This is a genomic window from Rhizobium sp. SRI_017 (assembly GCF_057586295.1).
Genome location: NZ_JBYCZP010000052.1, coordinates 1 through 2,508, shown reverse-complemented (window position 1 = coordinate 2,508; position 2,508 = coordinate 1). Strand labels below are relative to the sequence as shown.

Below are 2,508 nucleotides of genomic sequence, written 5' to 3'. Positions count from 1 at the left end.
GTAAGCGGTCAGCTGATGGCGTCGGTCTTGAAGTTCCAGGGCATGAGGGCTTCGATTTCGGATGCCGGCCAGCCTTGAGCGATGCGGGTCAGGGCCTGGGTGAGCCAGTCGAGCGGATCGACATTATTCATTTTGGCCGTCTGCAGGAGCGTGGCCAGCGTGGCCCAGGTTCGCCCGCCGCCCTCGCTGCCGGCGAATAGACTGTTCTTTCTCGTAATGGTTTGCGGCCTGATCGCCCGTTCAACGATGTTTGAATCGATCTCGATGCGGCCATCGTTGAGAAAGCGTTCCAGTGCTTCGCGCCGGGTGAGCGCGTAGCGGATCGCTTCGGCGGTCTTGGACTTGCCGGAGACCTTGCCCAATTCTCTTTCCCAAAGATCGAAGAGACCGTCGACGATGACTGCGGACTTTTCTTGACGCAGCACAGAGCGGCTGTCGGCTTGCCTGCCGCGAACCTCGTCCTCGATGCGCCACAGCTCGGTCATCGCGATGATCGTGTCCGTTGCTGCCTTCGAGATGCCGCTGATGTGAAGGTCGTAAAACTTGCGGCGTAGATGCGCCCAGCACCCTGCGAGCCGGATCGTTTCATTGCTGCCAGCTTTCGCACGGGTCGTGGCCAGGCTGGTGTAGGCCGAGTAGCCGTCCACCTGCAGGATGCCGCTGAACCCGGAGAGATGACGCGCCACGCAATCAGCGCCCCTACTGTCCTCAAACCGATAGGCCACCATCGGCGGACTGGTTCCACCATAGGGTCTATCATCGCGAGCATAGGCCCAAAGCCAGGCTTTTGTCGTTTTGCCCGAACCCGGTGCGAGGGTAGGCAATGTGGTCTCGTCGGCGAAGACCCTGTCGCCCTCCTTGACGCGCTCAAGGATGTAGTCGGCGCATATCTGCAGCTCGAAGCCCAGATGCCCCATCCACTGGGCCATCAACGATCGGCTGATCTCGACGCCGTCGCGCAGGTAGATCGCCTCCTGCCGGTAAAGCGGAAGTCCGTCTGCGTATTTGGAGACAGCGATATAGGCGAGCAGCCGTTCCGTCGGCAGGCCGCTTTCGATAATGTGCGCCGGGGCTAAAGCCTGGATCACACCGTCCTGGCCGCGGAAGGCGTATTTGGGGCGGCGCGTCACGATGACCCGGAACTTCGGCGGCACGACGTCCAACCGTTCCGAACGATCCTCGCCGATCAGGACTTTTTCCAGCCCCGTGCAGCCGGCTGGGATTTCCGGCTCGATCACTTCCTCGATGCGTTCGAGATGAGCGGCAAACCCCTTTCGCGGCCGGGGTGCTCGTTTCGGCTTGTCGCCGGCGGCACGATCAAGCTCGCTCTGGATCGCCGAAAGGCCGGTCTCCACCTCCTCGAAAGCAAAGGATACCTGATCTTCGTCGATGCCAAGGCGCAACCGCTCGGAACGGGTGCCATGTTGGGTGCGCTGCAGAACCTTCAGGATCGATGTGAGATTGGTGATCCGCTCGTTGGCGCTCTTCTCGACGGCTTCCAGTCGGGCGATCTCAGCTTCGGCGGCGACAAGCCGGACCTCCTTCGCGGCCTGTTCGCGGGCCAGCGCAAGAACCATCGCTTTCAGCGCGTCAACGTCGTCCGGCAGGTCGTGGAGGGGCAAATCCATGGCGAGGATTAGAGCATAAAAACAGCCGTTTTCCCAACCATTACAGCGCTATGATTCATCTTGCCGCAGGTGATCTCAGCCCGTCAACAACGGTCGCCTGATCTTGGCCGGACGAATCTTTTTCCAGTCCATTCCGGCCAGAAGCGCCATGAGCTGCGAGTGATCCAGGCGCACCCGAGCCACCGATATGCCCGGCCAGCAGAAGCTGTGCTCTTCCAGGGTTTTTGAGTAGAGGCAGACCCCTGAGCCATCCCACCAGACAATGCGAACGCGATCCGCCCGTTTCGATCGGAAGACGTAAAGAGCGCCATTGAACGGGTCGAGGCCACCATCCCGCACGAGCGCCATCAAGGAGGCGGCTCCCTTGCGGAAGTCGACCGGTTGGCAGGACACGTAGACCACAACACCTGAACCGATCATGCCAGGCGAACCGCCCGGAGAACCTTCGCCAGGTGTTCGGGGGCAACATCACCGCTCGCGCGAACCACGACATCGCCGATGATGATTTCTATCATGGGGCTCGCTACCGGTTCGACGCGCGCGAACCGCACCTCGCTGCCCGCCGCCTCCGGCAGGGCCGTGACCGCGCCCGACGAAAGCGCCTTGCGACGCCAGCCGTAGAGCTGCGACGGGTCAACCCCTGCCGAACGCGCAACAGCAGACACATTGGCTCCGGGCAAAAGCGTCTGGGCTACAAGTTGCCCCTTCTCGTCTTCCGACCAATCGCGTGGCTTGCGCCGCTTCCTGACCGGCTCCGCCGTCAAAATCTCAAACGCTCGAGGCTGATTCACTGTGTCGCTCATAGGATTCCCCGCATGATTCATGCGAAAAATGCCCTCTCGCCACGCTCAAAGATACGTGGGGTGGCCTACGCGCTTAC

Annotated in this window: 3 protein-coding genes; all 3 read right to left on the bottom strand. The window is 61.4% G+C overall.

The genetic code is table 11. The features are described from left to right. Positions 1–8: 8 nt before the first annotated feature. Complete coding sequence (gene tnpC, locus AC2YI2_RS34875) at positions 9–1,628, bottom strand: IS66 family transposase (RefSeq protein WP_487391101.1); 1,620 nt, start codon at positions 1,626–1,628, stop codon at positions 9–11. A gap of 75 nt (positions 1,629–1,703) precedes the next feature. Then, positions 1,704–2,048 carry an IS66 family insertion sequence element accessory protein TnpB gene (gene tnpB, locus AC2YI2_RS34870; protein ID WP_487391100.1) on the bottom strand — a complete coding sequence of 115 codons (345 nt, stop codon included), beginning with the start codon at positions 2,046–2,048 and terminating at the stop codon, positions 1,704–1,706. Next, positions 2,045–2,431, bottom strand: coding sequence for a transposase (locus AC2YI2_RS34865; RefSeq protein ID WP_487391099.1), 387 nt, complete (start codon positions 2,429–2,431; stop codon positions 2,045–2,047). The genes tnpB and AC2YI2_RS34865 overlap by 4 nt, the downstream gene beginning before the upstream one ends. Positions 2,432–2,508 lie beyond the last annotated feature (77 nt).